Here is an 18,000-nt window from a genome sequence, read left to right on the forward strand (position 1 = left end):
CACCTAATTCTAGGTGTGCCCCTTGTAAATTGAGCTATATCCTTGAACTTATGGTACTAATATACAACTTATAACGTATTAGTATTAAAATAGGAGCTTAGCTTATGGTATGTCCACACAACAATTTTCGAGAGATGGAAAAAGACATTCATACTGATTTTAAAGACGATATGTCTTATGGTGATTATCTGAAACTCAATCAAATTCTTACCGCACAAGCCCCCCTTTCCGATCAGCACGATGAAATGTTGTTTATTGTGATTCATCAATCGAGTGAGTTGTGGTTGAAGCTTGCTGGTCATGAGCTGTCTGAGGCAATAGAGAACCTTAAACAAGGCGATTTTGGTCATGCGTTTAAAGTGATTTCGCGCGTCAAACAAATTTTTAATCAACTTACTCAGTCTTGGGCCATTCTTTCTACCCTAACTCCGGTAGATTACTTAAAATTTAGAGATGCCTTGGGTCATTCCTCAGGCTTTCAGTCATACGGCTATCGAAAGCTTGAATTTTTACTTGGTAATAAAAATCAAGCACTTCTTAAAGTTCACGAAAATGATACTCAGGTTTATCAAGAGCTTAAAGAGGTATTGGAAGCACCGAGTTTATATGATGTGACTTTATCTATGCTTGCCGAGCAAGGATTAGCGGTAGACCAGAGCCATTTGTTGAGAGATGTGAGTTTACCCTACGAGAGAAATGTTTCGGTACTCAATGCGTGGCTGACGGTTTATCGTGATGCTGATAAATATTTTGAGTTGTACGAGTTAGCGGAAAAACTGGTGGACATTGAGGACAGCTTTCAGCAATGGCGATTCAAACATATGTATACAGTGCAGCGTATTATTGGCAACAAAAAGGGGACAGGGGGGTCGTCGGGCGTGACTTTTTTGAAAAAGGCACTCGATATCAGTTTTTTCCCAGAGCTGTTTGAGTTACGAACACAACTTTAGCTGAAGCGAGATGAAATATGGATATCGTTAAAGATATACAGCCATTTTACCAAGAATTTAAGGTCGCTGAACGTATTTTGTTATCTGGACACTCTCATCAAGCGTGGCCTGATGTCGCAAGGCAAGGTGTGATGGAATGTTTCAATGACGCCGCCAAGCATATTGACGATAAGTGGGAACTTGCGTTTAAAAAAGCAGAGAAAGTGAGAGCCTTTTATCGCCGCACTATGCATGATCCCAATGGACAAATAGCGCTTGGGCAATCAACTCACGAACTTATTTTGAGATTCCTGTCTGATCTTGACGGCTTCAAAGTTAAAAAAAAGGCACCGATAAAAATAGTCACGACCGATGGCGAATTTCATTCTATGCGTCGCCAACTCAATAGACTTAAAACACTGGGTATGAGTGTAGAGGTTGTCCCCACTCAACCGTCTGAAACTCTATCTGCTCGGATCATCGAAAAATTGGATCGCTCGACAGACGCGGTTATGTTGTCCGCCGTTTTTTTTGCATCGAGCCAAATATTTCAGCAAGTGGGTGAAGTCTCCAAGGCTGCAAAGTCGCTTGCTATCCCATGTTTGGTGGATGTGTATCACGCAACGAATGTGATTGAGCTTGATCTCGCCAAATGGCAGCTGCAGGACGCTTTTATTGTTGGTGGTGGGTATAAATACTGCCAAGCGGGCGAGGGCAATTGTTTTATGCGTATTCCTGCCAACTACCAAGGCTCACCCATTATCACGGGCTGGTTCGCTGAATTTGAAGTGCTCAGCCAAGCGCCAGATCAAGTGAGTTATGGCAAAGGCCAAGCGGCATTTGCTGGCTCGACTTACGATCCGACCAGCCATTACCGCGCCGCAGCGGTATTTGATTTCTTTGATCAGCAGAACCTGTCTGTCGCGCGACTTAGCGAATTAAATCGACAACAGGTATCTAGACTTTGGCGAGGCATAGAAACCTTGCATCTTGCGCATGAGGTGTTAGCACTGCCTTGTCATGATATTGCAGATAACGCTGGCTTTTTGTCCTTAACCACACCACAAGCTGAAAAGTGGGTACAAAAGCTTAAAAGCAGAGGCGTACAAGCCGACAGTCGAGGTAATCAATTGAGATTAGGCCCTGCGCCTTATGTATCCAATGAGCAAATCGATAATGCGCTTAATGAGATAGAGCTTGTGGCTAAGCAGTTTTCGTAACAATCATTAAAGGCTCATAAATGGAAATGTTTAGGACACACGATACCTTGAGTGTCCTAGTACCTTCATAGAGTTGATTTGTAGTATTGCACCATTTCTTTTTGATCAATATCGTTACAGTCAAGGTTCTGTTGCTCCTTTAAGATTTGACCTAAAGAGGGGAGAATTGAGCGCTCAACCTTATATTCACCTGACCACACTTTTCCTCGCATTATGGCTTTAGCACAGTGAAAATAAAGGTTCTCAATGGTGATTTTAAGCACTACTTTAGGGCTTTTTTTTCCGTCAGGGCAAGCTGCCAATAACTCTGAGTCGGTGTGAATGCTTGCCCTGCCTTTAATGCGAATTACTTCATCAATGCCACTGACCATAATTAACAATCCAACCTTAGGGTTGCTAATGATATTTCTTAGGCTGTCTAATCGATTATTACCCGAACTATCAGGGATCAATATGGTGGAGTCATCAACCACTTTGATGAAACCAGGAGCGCCTCCTCTTGGAGAAACATCTGTAAAGCCTAGTGCGTCACAAGTGCTTAGAATGACAAAATGGGTATGATTGACCATGGTTTTGGCGTGACGATCTAAAGCGGGTAAAACCTTGTTCTGGGCTCTAGGACTGGGGTTGGGATAGAGAGCTTCCAACTGGTTTATCGTTTGAATTTCACTCATTTTTAAACTTTTATCGTTAAGGATAGTAAGAATCAAACTGTATCCTAAACAGATACTTATATCTAAGAATATACCTGTTATTTATCGCCTATATTGACGTTTTGCTCCCGAGATCACGTAAGTAAATTTCCAAACTTATCTTGCCTATAGGGGTGTATTTTAAGCGTTAAAAAATTAACGAATTTCGATAAATTTTTGTTGTTTTACTGGTTTTTGATGCCAAGATGACGCCATCAATCAATAGGAGACTTTTATGCAACAGATTCAAACCTACAGCCGAAGAATTGGGTTCATTCTTGATTTTTTGCTGGTGTTATTGCCTTTGGCGACGATTTACTTTTGGTTTACAGTGCAGACATCCAGTGATGTTTTAAACGAGACTGGTATCATCCAATTATCTTATGATATTGACGCTTTTATTCATCAGCCTTTAACACTGCAAACTCGCCTTTTGGCCTTGCTGGCTAGTGCCCTACCTTGTGGGATTATTTTTTATGCTCTTGTTTTGCTGAAGAAATTATTTAGAAGTTACGAAAATTCTGAAATTTTTACTATTCAGACGGTCCGATATTATCGGCAACTTGGCTTGGTGTTCTTCTACTGGGTGGTTGGTGGTTTTATCTATTCAGGGCTTATTTCAGTGGCGTTAAGCTTTAACAATCCGCCTGGTGAGCGAGTCCTATCGCTAAGTTTTTCAGGTTTGGATGTAATGGCGTTATTCTGCGGTTGTATCGTATTGGTTATTTCGCATGTTATGCACCAAGCCCAGCAAATTGCTGATGAGCAAATGCATACAATTTAGGAGTTTGCGATGGATATAATTATCAATCTGGATGTGATGATGGCCAAACGCAAGATGCGCTTAAAGGATCTGTCCGAACGAGTGGGTGTCAGTGAGCAAAATCTATCAATTTTAAAAAATGGCAAGGCAAAAGCGATTCGTTTTAGTACATTAGAAAAAATTTGTCAGGTTTTAGAATGCCAGCCCGGTGATATTTTAGAATATCAGCCAAGCGCTTAATCAAGATAATGTTAACTAGGCGCTGTTATTGAGCGTCATTAACCAATCGGATGATGTGAACTTTCCACCGAGCGTAGCAGGCACAGCTGGGGAGGGAATGTTATTGATGTTTCCAAGCCCAGTTCTTGGTAAACCAAGTTTTAAAGCACCAAAGAAATCTTGGCCCTTAAAAGGTCAATAAGACCACAACAAAGGGCCATGCGAGGCCCTTTTTATTTGGTGAGTTTATTCCGTCGGTATTTATATGACATGTTATGATGAACAGCTGTAATGGGACACACCACCTGCGGCAAAAAACTCCTTAGGTCTTAAACGGTAATAGTTGTCGGCAACTCGTTGTGATTGTTCATCATAAGGGGATTGAAAAATGTCTTGTAATTGATGGACTAAGCTATAATCGCCATGTTCTGCTTGTTGGTATGCTGGAACAATAAGCCATTCTCGCCACGTATATTTGGGATTGACTTTCTTCATTCGATTTGAGGCACTTTCGGGACTGGATGTTGAGAGAAGCTTGTCGCGCCATAAAGACAACCATTGCTGCCATTCATGCTTGATTTCATCACTAGGCTTGGTGTAGAAGCTACTGTCAATACCAGAGATACTCTGTGGTATGTTACAAAGTTCGCGGAAAAAGAGTGTGTAATCGACATGAGTTTTCATCATCAGTGAGATGAGCTGATTAAGGAGTTCATTATCTGGCGATGTTAATCCCAGTTTATCTGCCCACATCTGAGCCATTTTGTTTTGCATTATTTGAGAAAAATCGTCGCAGATCATGCTTAGCTCGACTTTATGCTCTGGTGAGGCATACAAAAGAGTTGCTAGCGCTGAGCAAAATGACTCAAAGTTTTTTTCCGCTGCTATCGGTTGATTGAGAAAAGCAAAATGCCGCCCACCGCCAGTCCATGGTTGAAAATAAGGTTCAAAATATTCACAAAACCCAAATGGACCGTAATCTAATGTGAATCCCCCAACTGCGCAATTGTCACTGTTAAAGTTACCTTGGCAGTAACCAACACGGACCCAGTTTGCGACTAAAGAGGTGAGCCTTTCTCTAAACTGACGGGCAAGCATCAAGATTTTCTCTTCAAGTGGTAACGAGGATTTAATCTCATCCTTGTATTCTCGTTCTATGATGTGCAGAACTATCATCTCTAACTCAGTCATCGCGCCACTATCGGTATGGCTGCGAGCTCGACGGCTAAAGAGCTCAAGTTGACCAACACGTAAAAATGAAGGAGCAACTCGAGTGGTAATAGCAACGGGATTGGCTACCATGATGTCAGGGTTTTCTGAGTGAGAGCCTTCACTGTACCATGGGCGATCGACAGTGTCTGACTGCGAAGCGAAAAGACATAGTGAGCGAGAGGTAGGAATGCCGAGAGCGTGCATATACTCTTGAGCAAGGAATTCTCTCACGCTTGAACGAAGTACTGCTCTACCATCGGCACCTCTACAGTATGGGGTAGGACCGCCACCTTTGAGTTGCATCTCCCAACGCCTATCATTGAATACCCCTTCAAATACAGAAATCGCGCGGCCGTCCCCATAGCCATTCCCAGTCCTAAATGGGCACTGCTCTATGTATTCAGTACCAAAGATGGACAATGCATAACCCGTTGCCCAGCCAACGTTATGCATTGGGTGAGGAACATGGCTCATATCACCGGAAAAAAGACGTTTGAAACCCTCTGATGTTGCTAGTTCATCACTGAGCCCAAGTTCGGTAAAGAAGGTTTGGCTGTGGCTAATGTAGATAGGATCAGCTATTGGAGTGGGTTTGACAGGGACGTAATGTCCAGAGAAGACTTGCCGAGGTCGATGATCTTTACCACTTTTTGTCGCATCAGGATCGGGATGCAGATTGTTGAGCAAGGAATAATCCGCCGCTGCGGCAAAATCCTCCATGCTGCCTGTGGTGTGTGTTGCCTGAGTGTCATTTGGTTTACCCATGACCTAAATACTCCAATGAACAATTTTCCTAATGGACTATGATACGTTTCTATCAAAAAAACGCATTAATCATTGACATCAAAATTGGTGTCAATTGTTTAGTTAGACAACTTTCAGGCTTTTTCTACTATATCAATTCCTTATGATTCACCAAGTCTTTGAGTAACGGTGAGTGTTTTAATCATCAAATAAAAATGTTCCATTTTTGCCTCATACACTAATTATATAACTATCATTAGTGTATGAGCTGCTCATTCCTACCATGAAGGAATAGGACTTTTTTACCATTTATAAAGCCACGGATTGATACACTATGATTTGGACATCAAAATTAAAACAACAAAATCAAGTACTGCAAGAGAGAATAGATGAGCTTGAATTGAAGCACAAAGCATCTTTAGAAGATATTGAGGCGTTAAATGCGAGCTTGGAGGAGAAAAACGCTTCGCAGCAGCAAACGGGTTTGTCGTCTCAAGTATTATCATTATTGGTAGGAAGTGGTGATTTAATCGATAGAATAAGGAATGGTTTAGCCGATTCTGCTACTCAGCTTGAGCATGAAACCACGGTGTTAGAAGATGTTGGTGACACGTTTAATGAAGCAGAAAGAGCATTGGTTAAGCTCTCTAAAAGTGCACTTCATATTCGCGAGCAATCATCGAATAGCATGAAGTCTGCAGAAACTCTCTCTGACACCGCATCTAATATCAGTCACCTAGTGGGTGCGATTCAGGAAATTTCTGAACAAACGAACCTTCTGGCTCTTAACGCAGCTATTGAGGCTGCCAGAGCTGGAGAAGCTGGACGTGGTTTTGCTGTTGTTGCGGATGAAGTAAGAACACTTGCAGAAAAGGCAAACAAATCCAGTGAAGAGATTGAAGCTCTAGTGAAAGCTATTTTAGCTCAGTCGTCTGAAATTAAGCAGTCAATTCAAAATGATGCACGTAGTGTTGAAGAAGTAGTTATATCTTCCGATGCGATACGTTCATCACTCAATGAGGTTCTTAAAAGCTCAGAAAATATGAAGCGGGTCATTTATGACAAAGCTTCAAGAGCGTTTTTGGATACTGTGAAAATGGATCATATGGTGTGGAAAAGTGCGGTATACAAGCAGGTTGTGAATGAAGATTTTGACACCCCAGTTAATCTGCATACTGAATGTCGTCTCGGTAAGTGGTATTTTGAGGGTAAAGGTCAACAATTGTATAGTCACCTAAATAGTTTTAAGGCGCTTGATGCCCCTCATAAACAAGTTCATGAATCAGGCAGATTGGCTCTTGAGTCGGGAAAAGCAGGTGATACGAAAAGTATGTTCAAACATCTAAGTACGATGGAAGCGGCGAGTGAAGAAGTTGTCGCTCTGTTGGAAAGTTTGATTGATGATATTAACGCTAGCTAGTTGGGTATTCCATGTGAAAGTGCCCACGCAATTGTCTAAGCGGAGCTACTTTTGGTTAGAATATAATTCAATTTTTTAATTTCATTTTTCGCTCGTGTTGAGTACGTAAGTAGATGCCCAAAGAACAGTTTCTCAACAATGTGGAGAAATGGTCATTGAGAGCATGCTTTAGCTTTATACTAGGCTTTGAATTCAGCTCAGCAGGTAGTTTACGCAAGTTACTGAGCTGCCTGAACCTAGATGGGAACTCACGGTTTCATTTTATCTCTTTTCTTATACTGCTATGATAATGTTCAATATTTTTATGCCATATCAAATATAACATGACTAAAAAGCGCATTCTTCCTGTCCCTCTTATCTTGCTTACACCGATTGTATTGTTAATTTTGGTCGTTATTGCTGGGGTATATAGGTTTAGCTTGCCAGCAGATAGCATTACCGCAAAGTTTTCACGTCAAGTCACCAATCAAGATGCTGTCATGCTGAGAGTATTTGGAATAAAAACACCTAATCCTTGGACGGTTAAAGTGCCAGAAACCCAAGTTTATTCATTTATACAACGCTTAGACAATGGTTCTGGGTTAGCACAAGGATACTATCAGGATCAGGCAGTACGTGGCACAGTAACACTGGATACTCGCCAGTTAATTCAGCTTAACGAGACTCTTTATGCTGTCATTATGAGGATATCGAATCAAGGCACGGGTATATTTTATTACTTGACTCTTTTTGATTACGACAAATTGAGACATCGTATGATTTCAAGAGATGCATACTTGCTTGGCGATCGAATTGAAGTTGAGCGATTAGAGCAACAAGGTCAAAATATACAAGTCAGGGTCAAACAACGTAAACTGGATCAGCCTATGGTACAGAAACCAAAGACTGCAGACATTATGCTTTTTGAATTCGATGAACGGGCGCTCTCGCCTGTCTTAAAGTAAATTCGGGTTGTGAACACCTAATCGTCTATTTTCGGGCTACAATGTTAGGTCTCGTTGCTGAACAAACGGAAATTAACTTGACAAATTGACTTATTTATCAACAATGTGTTTTGTATATTTCGGTTAGTTTGTCCTATTTTTGATTCAATAATGACAATCAAAAGGTGACAAGCCTCCCTGAAAACCGTAATCTAAACTTTTTGTTTTAACCATGTATAGGTCAAATTGTGCAACCCAACAGTTTTAGATCTCGTTTTAGAGAACTTTCTAAATCGAGAAAGATGATACTTTTGAGTCTTCCTCTTGTTGCCGCATTGGTTATCTCTGCAACAAATAATGCCAGTCAAAATAAGCGTATAATTCATCTTTCGTTACCCGAATCGAGCATTACAAATGATCTGATTAATCAGGCCGAAGAGGTTCGTGACATACCAGACTACGAATATGTGATTAAGAGAGGTGATAATCTCAGTACGATTTTCGATCAGTTGGGTTTTGGCTATAGCGAGCTGATGAAAATCATGGAGACGGATCTGAACTATTTGGCACTGGACACCCTAAAACCTGGAAATACTCTGAGGTTTTGGCGAGATGGTGACTCCAAACGCCTCGCTAAGATGGAATTGGAATTTAGCATTGTTGATAGAGCGGTATATCGATTGCTCGACGATGGAAGCTATGCTTTTAACGAAGTAAAAATTCCCGGAATATGGAAAGAGCAAGCCTTAGTTGGAGAGATCGCGGGCAGTTTTTCTCAGTCTTTACACCGTGTTGGCCTTGGCAGCAGTGAAAATGAACAAATTGTAAATTTACTAAAAGATAAACTCAATTTCTCCCGTGACCTTCGCGCTGGTGACGTGTTCGAAGTTGTTCTTTCTAAGCAGTATGTTGGAGAGAAGGATACGGGTAACCGCGAATTACAAGCAATAAAAATTTACAATCGCGGTCGAGAAATTACCGCCTATTTACACTCAGATGGTCAGTACTATGATAAGAATGGCAATAGTTTACAGCGAGCTTTTCAGCGCAAACCTGTCAGTGGCAGCTATCGTCTGAGCTCCAATTTTAATCCAGCCCGAAAACACCCTGTGACGGGTCGTATCACGGTTCACAATGGTACCGACTGGGCAACACCAACAGGAACGCCAATTCAGGCAACGGGAGATGGTGTTGTGGTAATGACACGCAAACACCCATATGCGGGTAACTATGTGGTCATTCAACATGGAAGCCGCTACAAGACCCGTTACCTTCATTTGAGTAAAATCCTCGTCAGTAAAGGGCAAAAAGTGTCTCGTGGACAACGAATAGGTTTGTCTGGTGCGACTGGTCGTGTAACAGGACCCCACATCCATTATGAGTTGATTGATCGTGGAAGAGCCGTTAATGCCATGACGGCCAATATTCCTATGGCGAGTTCCGTTCCTAAGAGTGAAATACTGGCATTTAAATCACGTCGTGATGAGTTGGATACCATGTTAAGACAGCAAGAAATTCAGTTGGCTGACAATACGGAATCAGAGAAGCCAACCAGTTAAAAATTTGTAATCTTGGTTTTGATGCCAGTCTTTATGTAATGGAATAACTCTCTAATTCATTATTGGTATCCAACTAAAATTAAACGCATACATTGGTCACTCACATGTATGCGTTTTTTTATCCATAGCCTCAGTTTAGGCTGTCCAGTCTATTATCTTGAATTTAAAGAAAATATTTTCCAATAGAGCTTTGATGCATCACAACTGGCTATTTTTCGTCTAGAATTATTGATTAAACCTCTAGTTTGGAATTGTTCTATGAATGCATTACAAAAGCTACCAACAAAAGTACTCATTTTGACTGCACTCTCTGTTGTGATTTTGGGCTTTATTTCTGTTGCTATTCTAGCCAGTCAGTCAAATCAGAATGTGATGGTCAGCCAAGAACAGGTTTCGAAGACTTATGAGATAAAGGGAACATTAGCTAGCTTGCTAGAGCAAATCCTTAATATAGAAACGGGCTTTCGAGGCTATATGCTGACCAAATCTCAGGCGTCACTTATGCCATACAACTTGGGTGTCGAAAACATTAAAAAAGATATGCAGTATTTGGCGGACATCTTTATCAACAACCCTACTGATGACCAAATCAAACGGTTAAATACGATAAAAAGTTTGTACGAAGAATGGCTTAGTGTTGAAATTGACAAGGGAATTGCTCTAAGAGCAGCAGCCAGTGACTCAGAGGTACTGAGTTTCATACAACAAGATCGCCGTAAGTATGTGGATGATATGCGGGTTATTTTTGAACAAATTGACAGTGGTGAAGAAGCCTTTTTGCAGACCCGTTATACTGCGCTTCGGTCTTCTTTATCTTCATCTGTGCTTAATGTCATTATACTCTCTGTAATTTGCTGCGCGGTATCGGGCTCATTTTTGATGTTTATTAATCATTTACTAGCGAAAAACATTAATGAAATGTCGCAAGCGATAAAGCAACTTGCCAAAGGTATATTGAAACCTTTGGAACTCACACCATCCAAGAACGAATTTTTCACCATTAAACAAACCTACAATCAATCTATTAATCAACTCTCTCAGCTGATTAGAGAACTAACCGAGTCTTCCAATAATACGACTACATCTTCAGGTCATTTGACTCAACTGATGCAAAATACAGCGGATAATACTCAAGATGTTCTCAATCGAGTTGAAAATATTTCTACGGCTATCAATGAGTTATCTAGTACTTCTAAGGAGGTATCATCGAATGCCGTTCAGGCAGAGGAGGAAACCAACAAAGCGATCAGCAATGTGAAGAATGGTAACAAAGCCTTAGATAAATCGATTGTCCTAACGCAAAACATAAACCAGTCTGTGCAAGAGACCGCGAGCATGATTGAGGAACTCAAAAACAGTGCAGTGAACATTGGCGAAGTCACTAATGTGATCAGCTCTATTTCCGATCAGACTAATCTTCTGGCTTTGAACGCAGCTATCGAAGCGGCTCGTGCTGGAGAGCAGGGACGTGGCTTTGCAGTGGTGGCTGATGAGGTTAGGCAGCTTGCGGGTAAGACACAGGAGTCTACGCAAAATATCCAAGAAATTATAACTAAGCTTCAAGAGCAATCTGAAAAAGCGAATAACAATATGATTGCAAATGTAGCGCTGATACAGGAATCAGTGGAGCTGTCTGATAATGTCAAAGCGTCGTTTGACGATATTGCTAGCTCAGTCGAAGCCATTTCAAGAATCAATACCTTGGTAGCCACAGCGTCACAAGAGCAATACAGCGTTACCGAGGAGATATCTCAAAGTACTCTCACTATGTCTGATTTGGTTAACGAGAATGTGAGTGCTGTTGATCAAGCAACGAGTTCTGCGTCAGAGCTGGCATCATTCGCTGATAAGCAAAATACAGAGCTTTCATTCTTTAAAGTGGGCTAATACACGTTGACTACTTTAGTCTATTCGAACGCTTTATATATTTTGGTGTAATAAATTCGTCATTCATAGCCGTACCAAATAGTGACCCAAACCTTAAATTAGACACTGCCTAAATATTTAGGCAGTGTCATTTGATTTCCGTCAAAGTCGATGATTATTCCTATGATAACGTGCGCCAAAAGATATCGACTTTTAGTTCAACAACAATAAAGTTGCGAGGGAAATCAAAGATGAAAAAAAGATTGTGTGGCCTTATCGTACTTACCGCGCTGATGTCTGGCCAAACTTTGGCTCATAAAGAAGGAGACTTTATTGTCCGTGCTGGCATTGCAACGGTTTCACCTAACGACAGTAGTGGAGATGTCCTTAACTCACCAGGTAATCATTTTTCTGTTAATTCCGATACTCAGCTTGGTCTGACTTTCGGCTATATGTTCACAGACAATATCAGCTTTGAGGTGCTTGCAGCCACACCATTTTCACATAAAATTTCTACAAATTATAGTAATTTAGGTGAGATTGCAGAAACTAAACATTTGCCACCAACCTTTATGCTTGAGTACTATTTTGGCAGTGCTGATAGTGATATTCGCCCATACATAGGTGCAGGTATAAACTACACCATGTTTTTTGACGAAGAACTAAATGGTGCAGGAAAAGGAGCTGGGTTGAGTGACCTGTCACTTGATGATTCATGGGGCTTAGCTGCAAACCTGGGTATCGATTATATGCTTAACGAAGACTGGTTTCTGAATGCGTCAGTTTGGTATGCAGATATTGATACAACAGCAAAATATAAAGCGGGAAACACTGAATTTTCAACCGATGTAGAGATTGACCCATGGGTGTTTATGATCGGTGGCGGCTATAAATTTTAGCTGAAGTTTCTACCAAACATATTGTGAGCCAATACTCCAAGCCAGCACGACAAAATTGCTGGCTTTTCTTGCCAGTACTTATTCCCTAGGTTCAAACCATTGGCTGGGGACTTTAACGGCGGTGACGGTACTTTGACAGCATAGACTGTCTGCGGAAAATAAATCACAGCTAAGTATAATCTTGTTTTCTTTTGCTTCGGAAATTGACGCAATTAACTCTACTTTATTGTCAATGGGCACTGGCTTTAAGAATTTTACCTCCAAACTTCCTGTTGCAAACCATACTGCTTCGCCTACTCCTATTTCTCTATCTCGCATGAGGTAGCCTTTTGCAATCGCGGTGCAAACGCAGTGACAGTCGATAATAGTCGAAATAATGCCACCATTGAGAAAATGTAAAGGGCCTGCACTGTGATGTGGTAGTGGGTTAAAGCTACAGACCGATTCGTTCTCCCCATTCCAATAACTATGAATGTTTAACCCTTGTTCATTCAAAGGACCACAGCCAAAACAGTGGTTGTTGGGTATTTGTTCTTGAAACGATCTTCTTGGCTCCATGCCTATTCCTCATATTTCAATTAGTTATATCCAACATAGTTAAGCATGGAACAAATATACTTCAAGTTTATAATGTGATTTTGTGATTTGTTACAGGCATTTTGCACTACTTTCAATATCAAAGTTAGGATATTTATCCATATGCCGTGCAGTATTTGGGACAGTCTTTTAATTTCAATTGCATCTCATGTTAATTGATTTATTTGTAAATAGAATTTATCTCAAACTTTAAGATGTAAATGTCGTTCATAGTGAGATCTTAATATCAATTAATTGAAGATATGAATGATTTTCTAAGCTTTGCATCTTATCTTTTTGTTCGCTTTTTAAGCGAATAATTAAATAGGATGTAATTAAAATGAAAAATGGATATAAACTTTCTACGCTTGCTGTTGCCATTATGGCTTCAGCATCGGTCTCAGCGAGTGTCACGGTTGAGCCAACTCCAAAGAATTTGCCGATTATCACTGATGTAAAAGGCAATATTATTGAAGACTATTCAACTCAAGTAATTAAACCTTTCGCTTTCTCACCTATGAATACGATGGTTCCGCCATCAGAGCAGCGAGGTGATTGGTTCAATATGTCTGCAAACTACTCTAATCTGCAAGGTGTTGGTGCAGATTATGTGTATGAAACTATGCTTCCGCCGCTTAAACCGCAGCCAGTTGTGGTCGCCGTACTTGACTCAGGTGTTGACATTGAACATGAAGATTTAAAAAATAAGCTTTGGACTAATGAAGACGAGATTCCAGGGAATGGCATCGATGATGATGGCAATGGCTACATTGATGATGTGCATGGCTGGAACTTTTTAGGCAATTCTCTAGGGATAAATGTTGACCAAGATACTTTGGAAGTGACTAGAGAATACAAAAAGTATCTTGAAATGGTTGCACAGCAAGAGTGGATCCCGCCTAAACTGCTGAAGTACTACAAAGGTGTCGAAGCTGACTATCTCAGTTCTGTTGCCACAGACCAGAATTTGCTTGAACAAGCAACATTGGCTTTTGAACAAGCAAATGGTTTTAAAGAGGCGATTCTAGCGTTAGTGGAACATAAAGATTTTACAGTAGATGGCTTGCAAATATTGCTATCCCACTCTAACCCAGAGGTTGTAGACGCTACGAAAGGCCTCTTGGCGGTGTTTGAGTCATGGTATTCCTTTGACTATATAGAATCGCGTAAAACCCGTTATGAGACGTCTCTAAATTATCATTACAATCTAGAGCTCGATACTCGCGCAGATATTGTTATGGATGATATCGACAACGCTTGGGAGAAAGGGTATGGCAACAATGACGTCAAAGGTCCAGTAGGCTCTCATGGTACGCATGTTGCCGGAATTATTGCTGCAGAACGCCGCAATGGAATTGGTATCGATGGTTTAGCTGATTATGCTCAGATTATGGCTGTTCGTATGGTACCAAACGGGGATGAAAGAGATAAAGACATCGCTAATGCAGTACGCTATGCGGTGGATAATGGCGCAAAAATTATCAATATGAGTTTTGGTAAAAGCTACTCGCCGCGTAAGTTTGTTGTCGATCATGCGTTTCGTTATGCTGCGAGTAAGGGGGTTTTAATTGTGCATTCCGCTGGTAATAGCCGCACTAATAATGATATTAAACCCAGCTTCCCTAATCGGTTCGCCAAACACCAATGGTCTAAACCTATCTCGACTTGGATGGATATTGGTGCTTCAGCCAAATATGCTGATGACTCCCTCGTCGCGAGCTTTAGTAACTATGGGCAAGAAACGGTAGATGTTTTTGCTCCCGGTTATCGCATTTTGTCTTCAACACCAGACAATACCTACTCTACTTATAGTGGCACGAGTATGGCTGCACCAGTGGTATCAGGAGTCGCGGCTATGGTATGGTCACATTATCCAGATTTGACAGCCGTTGAACTCAAAGAGTTACTGATGAGTAAGGCACGCATTTATCCTGAGTTATTGGTGAAAAATCCGACTTCACCAGAAGATTTAGTGCCGTTTAGCTCTATGTCTATTTCTGGTGGTGTGGTTGACGCGGAAGCGATTTTTGACGAACTTCAAAGCCGTTAATCTCTTCTTTTGTAACACGCAAGGGCTACTTAGTTAGCCCTTTTCTGTACAGCTTTCATTATCAGTGATTTTACATCGTATCGGCACGATGGATATAGCTGTGCCATGAAACCAAGGTTATATATTTCTCCTTTGCTAGTACCTTTGATTGCTGCCGTTTTGGTCATCCTCTGGGTCTTCTAGAAGTGACGACTTATCTTTCGATTGGTGAGAATTACATGTTGAGTTAGTGTATTGACTACTGAACCTACTTTGTACTCTAGTGTAATAAATCAAAAATAGGTCATATCAGACATATGAAAGCGTTCATAGTCTAAGTTTTTGATGTGTTATCTTTTACATTTATCTTCATTCTCGTAGAGAAATTATAGTAATCATTGAGTCTAAGTTATTAAAATATCCGCGTAGATTATTTTATAAATTAAATACGGTTTGTGTTTTATTAATATTTAAGATAAATAATAATTATTCATATGATATTAATAAAAATAATTTACATGCTTTCATCGGTTAAAGTATTGATAGAGAATCTTTCTTGGCTACTTTTTAATTAATGATAAATAAGATTTTAAATCATAAATATATGCAATTATTATGGTATTGAATAGGTTGGCTAACAAGTAATTAAATAATTATCCTGTACAAAACTTGTTGATTTTTTTGGATAAATATTCATTATATGAATAAGGAGTAAGGTTTTTTTAATTTTCATTCGTCATACGAATTTCATTAGAAATGAGAATTGTGTGAGAATTAGCATAGAAAAGGAATATAGAAATTAATATGCATCAACATTCTATGATTATCTTGAAACTTTTACAGTAGAAATTTTACTCTGACCCTGCTGGTCATCGGATGTTCATTCCAGTCATGGTTATTATGTTGTAACACAGAGTCTTGAGAGGTTAGTGTGTGGTATCTATATTCAATTCTTGATTTGGTGAGCAAAGAATAGCTGAGATTGTGTACATAGTTGGAATGGTTTTTTCAATATAGATTAGTAAAAATCTCTTTTAAAAGCAGAAAAATTATCATTAATAGAATATAAAAATGGGAATGTTAGTGAAAAATTCATTTTTGTCACATCTAGAAAAGAGACGTTCTGTATATGGTTTGGGTAACTGCGTTACTTTGCCTAAGAAATATATCTCTGAACTGGTTAGTCAGGCATTAAGCATGTCACCTTCAGCATATAATGCTCAAAGTACCCGGGTTGTCATCCTATTCGGCCATCATCACTGCAAACTTTGGACTTTGGTGAAGCATGAATTGAGTAAGGTTCTTGAGCTTGACTCACTTGATGTAAGTTTGTCAAAAATTGACGCATGTTTTGCTCCAGGTTTTGGAACAGTACTGTTTTTTGAAGATACTGATGTGGTAAGAAAGCAAAAACAAAATCACCCTTTATATGCTGAAAATTGGTCTCAACAAGCCTGTGGTATGGCGCAGTTAGCGGTTTGGGCCGCATTGGCTGCAGAAAACTTAGGGGCTTCGATACAGCATTATAACCCGATAATAGATGAAGGTGTTGCGCAAGAATGGCGTATTCCAGCCAGTTGGAAGCTGATGGCACAACTGCCCTTTGGCACCATAGAGAAACACCCTGAACCTAAATTTTTTATTGATGATGAAGAACATTGCATTGTTTATGAGTAGTTTGATATGAACCGGTTTGCACTGTAAGTTCGGTGCATCTTTGGTTATCTGACTCAGTGAATTTTTTCGGGATCTAGCTTGTCTGAAAGCATACTCATCAATACCTTGGAGTACGTCCAAATAACAACTCATATGGTAGTAGGCGAATTGAAAGTAAGCTGATTTTTTTATACTGTACAATGAGTTAAGTAACAATGCCGTTTACAAGCCCAAATATGAATTACCTAAGACGCGTTGATCTCAATCACTTAGTAACCTTGCAGGCGTTACTGTCTGAAAAGCATATTTCTCGTGCTGCAATTCGGCTTAGTAAAAGCCAACCTGCCGTGAGTCACTCTTTAGCTTATCTTAGGAAAACATTTGATGATCCACTGCTTATCCGCCGAGCTGGTAAGTTAGAGCTGACTTCAAAAGCTGAAGAGCTGTTGCAGCCACTAGAGGAGGCGCTTGCCCAATTAACCACCTTATTTGAACCGCCAGAGTTTTCACCTAAACTTGCAAATCGTACATTCCGGATTGCTATGTCAGACTACGGTTCGAAAGTGGTTCTACCCAATTTGCTGTCTCAAATCCGCGTATTGGCTCCTGACATAAAGTTTGTTGTAAAACAAGGCAGTCAAGAGTCAATGATCGCCAGTGTCATGGACGGTGAATCTGATATTGCATTTGGGGTGTTTCCCGAAATAGGTACTGAATTACAAGCCGAAACATTATTTGAAGAAGAGTTCATTTGCGTTGCCGACAGGTCTACAATCCCCGAGTGCGGATATTTGAGTTTATCTACTTGGTTATCTCGTTTTCATTTGCTCGTTGCGCTCAAAGAGGGGATTGATAATGAAATTGACAACTCTCTTAGCAAGATAGGACATCGACGTAATATTAGTTTGGTTTTACCGCATTATGGGATTGCAAGTGAGCTTGTTAAAGGGACGGACTTGATATTAACGGTAGCCAAGAGAGCGATCGATACTTTGGAAAAACACCCCGAACTCGTTACGTTTAATCCGCCATTTCATATTGATTCGTTCAAATTTGATGCGGTTTGGCATAGAAGAAAAGCAACGGATCTTGGCCATATATGGTTGAGAAAAATGATTTACCAATCTCTGTCGGTCAATGTCAAGGTGGGTTGTTAGCTGAGTTTCTGATTGGAATTGATCTTGATATTAGTTACGTATTAATTGTGACTCAAATCTTTTATTGAGACTGTTCTATGACACTTTTTGTATTTTTGTCTGTCTATTGAATCATCATCTAGTCAAAATAAATGAA

General features: G+C 40.2%; 15 protein-coding genes and 1 pseudogene. 13 read left to right on the forward strand and 3 right to left on the reverse strand.

Translation table 11 applies throughout. From position 1 onward, the window contains the following. Positions 1-104 precede the first annotated feature (104 nt). Both kynA and QQK21_RS15205 read left to right on the forward strand, forming a co-directional pair. Positions 105-950: a tryptophan 2,3-dioxygenase gene (gene kynA / locus QQK21_RS15200; protein WP_284193032.1), complete on the forward strand. Its 846-nt coding sequence runs from the start codon at positions 105-107 to the stop codon at positions 948-950. Positions 951-967: 17 nt separating this feature from the next. Next, positions 968-2,149 carry a kynureninase/PvdN C-terminal domain-containing protein gene (locus QQK21_RS15205; RefSeq protein WP_284193033.1) on the forward strand — a complete coding sequence of 394 codons (1,182 nt, stop codon included), beginning with the start codon at positions 968-970 and terminating at the stop codon, positions 2,147-2,149. Between the two features lie 65 nt (positions 2,150-2,214). Here the strand turns inward: QQK21_RS15205 and QQK21_RS15210 are convergent, their stop codons facing one another. Further along, on the reverse strand, positions 2,215-2,823 hold the full coding sequence (locus tag QQK21_RS15210; protein WP_284193034.1) for a pyridoxamine 5'-phosphate oxidase family protein: 609 nt from the start codon (positions 2,821-2,823) through the stop codon (positions 2,215-2,217). A gap of 253 nt (positions 2,824-3,076) precedes the next feature. Here QQK21_RS15210 and QQK21_RS15215 point away from each other — a divergent pair, with 253 nt between their 5' ends. Further along, positions 3,077-3,625, forward strand: a complete 549-nt coding sequence (locus tag QQK21_RS15215) for a DUF2975 domain-containing protein (RefSeq protein WP_284193035.1) — start codon at positions 3,077-3,079, stop codon at positions 3,623-3,625. 9 nt (positions 3,626-3,634) lie between these two features. After that, positions 3,635-3,844, forward strand: a complete 210-nt coding sequence (locus tag QQK21_RS15220) for a helix-turn-helix domain-containing protein (RefSeq protein ID WP_284193036.1) — start codon at positions 3,635-3,637, stop codon at positions 3,842-3,844. A 252-nt stretch (positions 3,845-4,096) separates the two neighbouring features. Here the strand turns inward: QQK21_RS15220 and QQK21_RS15225 are convergent, their stop codons facing one another. Further along, positions 4,097-5,800, reverse strand: a complete 1,704-nt coding sequence (locus tag QQK21_RS15225) for a protein adenylyltransferase SelO (RefSeq protein ID WP_284193037.1) — start codon at positions 5,798-5,800, stop codon at positions 4,097-4,099. Between the two features lie 313 nt (positions 5,801-6,113). Here QQK21_RS15225 and QQK21_RS22350 point away from each other — a divergent pair. The 6 genes and pseudogenes from QQK21_RS22350 to ompW all read left to right on the forward strand — a co-directional run. Beyond that, positions 6,114-6,782, forward strand: a pseudogene (locus QQK21_RS22350) (methyl-accepting chemotaxis protein); the annotation flags it as partial. Positions 6,783-6,884: 102 nt separating this feature from the next. Continuing rightward, positions 6,885-7,199: a CZB domain-containing protein gene (locus tag QQK21_RS22355; protein WP_431313125.1), complete on the forward strand. Its 315-nt coding sequence runs from the start codon at positions 6,885-6,887 to the stop codon at positions 7,197-7,199. Between the two features lie 323 nt (positions 7,200-7,522). Further along, a complete protein-coding gene (locus tag QQK21_RS15235; RefSeq protein WP_284193039.1) occupies positions 7,523-8,143 on the forward strand; it encodes a hypothetical protein in 621 nt (206 codons plus the stop codon). Between the two features lie 227 nt (positions 8,144-8,370). Then, entirely contained in the window at positions 8,371-9,681 is a 1,311-nt protein-coding gene (gene shyA / locus QQK21_RS15240) for a peptidoglycan DD-endopeptidase ShyA (protein WP_488803718.1), read from the forward strand. 258 nt (positions 9,682-9,939) lie between these two features. Then, entirely contained in the window at positions 9,940-11,568 is a 1,629-nt protein-coding gene (locus QQK21_RS15245) for a methyl-accepting chemotaxis protein (RefSeq protein ID WP_284193041.1), read from the forward strand. Between the two features lie 230 nt (positions 11,569-11,798). After that, complete coding sequence (gene ompW, locus QQK21_RS15250) at positions 11,799-12,446, forward strand: outer membrane protein OmpW (protein ID WP_284193042.1); 648 nt, start codon at positions 11,799-11,801, stop codon at positions 12,444-12,446. A gap of 78 nt (positions 12,447-12,524) precedes the next feature. Here the strand turns inward: ompW and QQK21_RS15255 are convergent, their stop codons facing one another. After that, on the reverse strand, positions 12,525-13,004 hold the full coding sequence (locus tag QQK21_RS15255; RefSeq protein ID WP_284193043.1) for a PaaI family thioesterase: 480 nt from the start codon (positions 13,002-13,004) through the stop codon (positions 12,525-12,527). 358 nt (positions 13,005-13,362) lie between these two features. On the opposite strand from QQK21_RS15255, the gene QQK21_RS15260 reads away from it, so the two are divergent. From QQK21_RS15260 to QQK21_RS15270, 3 genes are all read left to right on the forward strand, one after another. Further along, on the forward strand, positions 13,363-15,072 hold the full coding sequence (locus tag QQK21_RS15260) for a S8 family peptidase (RefSeq protein WP_284193044.1): 1,710 nt from the start codon (positions 13,363-13,365) through the stop codon (positions 15,070-15,072). Between the two features lie 1,062 nt (positions 15,073-16,134). Next, positions 16,135-16,728 (forward strand): nitroreductase family protein, encoded by a 594-nt coding sequence (locus tag QQK21_RS15265; protein ID WP_284193045.1) that lies wholly within the window; start codon positions 16,135-16,137, stop codon positions 16,726-16,728. 194 nt (positions 16,729-16,922) lie between these two features. Beyond that, on the forward strand, positions 16,923-17,864 hold the full coding sequence (locus QQK21_RS15270; RefSeq protein ID WP_284193046.1) for a LysR family transcriptional regulator: 942 nt from the start codon (positions 16,923-16,925) through the stop codon (positions 17,862-17,864). The last annotated feature ends 136 nt before the right edge of the window (positions 17,865-18,000 follow it).

Origin of the sequence: Vibrio zhanjiangensis, assembly GCF_030161235.1 — a bacterium.
Lineage (GTDB): Bacteria > Pseudomonadota > Gammaproteobacteria > Enterobacterales > Vibrionaceae > Vibrio > Vibrio zhanjiangensis.